At 63.4% G+C, this 1,707-nt stretch carries 2 protein-coding genes; both read right to left on the minus strand.

The window, feature by feature from the left end; genetic code table 11:
* Positions 1-288, minus strand: a 288-nt coding sequence (locus RMO40_RS06155; protein ID WP_489660116.1) for a thiolase family protein, incomplete at its 3' end; no start/stop codon positions are given.
* An 11-nt stretch (positions 289-299) separates the two neighbouring features.
* On the minus strand, positions 300-1,707 hold a 1,408-nt coding region (gene aceK, locus RMO40_RS06160; RefSeq protein WP_309717797.1), incomplete at its 5' end, for a bifunctional isocitrate dehydrogenase kinase/phosphatase.

The following is a 1,707-nucleotide window of genomic DNA, read 5'->3' on the forward strand; positions in this document are numbered from 1 at the left end:
TGCGCGCATGCCGCTGCCGCACATCTTGCTCAGCGTGACCGCGCCGGTCGAATCGGGCAGGCCGGCTTTGCGCATCGCCTGGCGGGCAGGCGCCTGGCCCTGGCCGGCCATCAGGCAATTGCCGAACAGCACTTCGTCGATCGCGTCGCCAGGCACGCCGGCGCGTTCGACCGCGGCCTTGATCGCAGAAGCGCCCAGCTCCCAGGCGGCGAGCGACGAGAAGTCGCCGAGCAGGCCGCCGATGGGGGTGCGGGCGGCCGAGACGATGACGATGGGATCGTGGGGCATGGGCTCTCCAGTCAGGGTGCGGGTTGTGAGGGGCGGAACCGCTTGTCCGCATCGTAAGGAAAAACGTCGTGCACGTGGCCGGCTTGGATGCGTTCCTTGTGGCCTTGCCAAAAGGCAGCGTCGAACAGGTCGGCATGGTGCTGCATGAACACTTTGCGCACGCCCTGGTTGCCGAGCAGGAAGGGCGCGAAGGTTTCGGGGAACACGTCTTTCGGGCCGACGTGGTACCAGACCTCGCCGCTCAATTCTTCCTCTTCGTTGCGCGGCTCGGGCACGCGGCGAAAGTTGCAGTCGGTGATGTACTCGATCTCGTCGTAGTCGTAGAACACCACCTTGCCGTGCCGGGTGACGCCGAAGTTCTTCCAGAGCATGTCGCCGGGGAAGATGTTGGCGGCCACCAGGTCCTTGATGGCGTTGCCGTACTCGATCACCGAGTGTTCGATCTGGCTCGGTGTGGCGTCGTGCAGGTAGATGTTGAGCGGGATCATGCGCCGCTCGATGTAGAGGTGGCGGATCACGAGCACGTCGCCGTTTTCTTCGAGCACGCTGGGGCAGTGGTGCTTCAACTCGGCCACCAGCGCGTCGTCGAAGCGCGCGCGCGGGAATGCCACGTTGCTGTACTCCAGCGTGTCGGCCATGCGGCCCACGCGGTCGTGCGTTTTTACCAGCAGGTACTTGGCCATGATCTGGGCCCGCGTGGTGTCTTTGGGCGCCGGATAGAAATCTTTGATGACCTTGAAGACGTAAGGAAACGAGGGCAAGTCGAACACCAGCATCACCATGCCCTTGATGCCGGGCGCGGTGCGAAAGGTGTCGCTCGAATGGCGCTGGTGGTTGAGAAAGTCGCGGTAAAACAGATTCTTGCCATGCTTCTGCAGGCCGATGGCGTTGTACAGCTCGGCGCGTGGCTTGCGCGGCATCAACGAGCGCAGGAACTGCACGTAAGCGCTGGGCACCGGCATCTCGACCATGAAGTAGGCGCGAGCGAAGCTGAAAACCATCAGCAGATCGTCCTCGCCGAACAGCGCCGCATCGATCGTCAGGCCCGCGTTGCCGGCATGCACGATCGGCAGCGCGAAGGGCGTCTCGTTGAAGCCGTTGACGATCTTGCCGACCACGTACGCGCCCTTGTTGCGGAAGAACAGCGACGACAGCACCTGGATCTGGAAGTTGGTGCGCAGTCGGAAGTCCCCGAGCTGGTGCAGCATGGCCTGATGCACCGCGTCGACGTCACGTTCCAGGTCTTCGAACGCGCGCTGCAAGCTGAAGTTGTGGACGACGCGCAACACGGTTGCGCGCAGGTTCTCGCGCGTTGGGTAATAGGCGCGAAAGGTTGGCGCTGCGGCGGGTTCGTCGTTCTCGATGTACTCGGTGGACACGGCGGGCCGCACGAACAGGAACTCGTTGCGGAAATAGTCG

This window comes from Rhizobacter sp. (assembly GCF_031412075.1).
Classification (GTDB): Bacteria; Pseudomonadota; Gammaproteobacteria; order Burkholderiales; family Burkholderiaceae_C; genus Rhizobacter.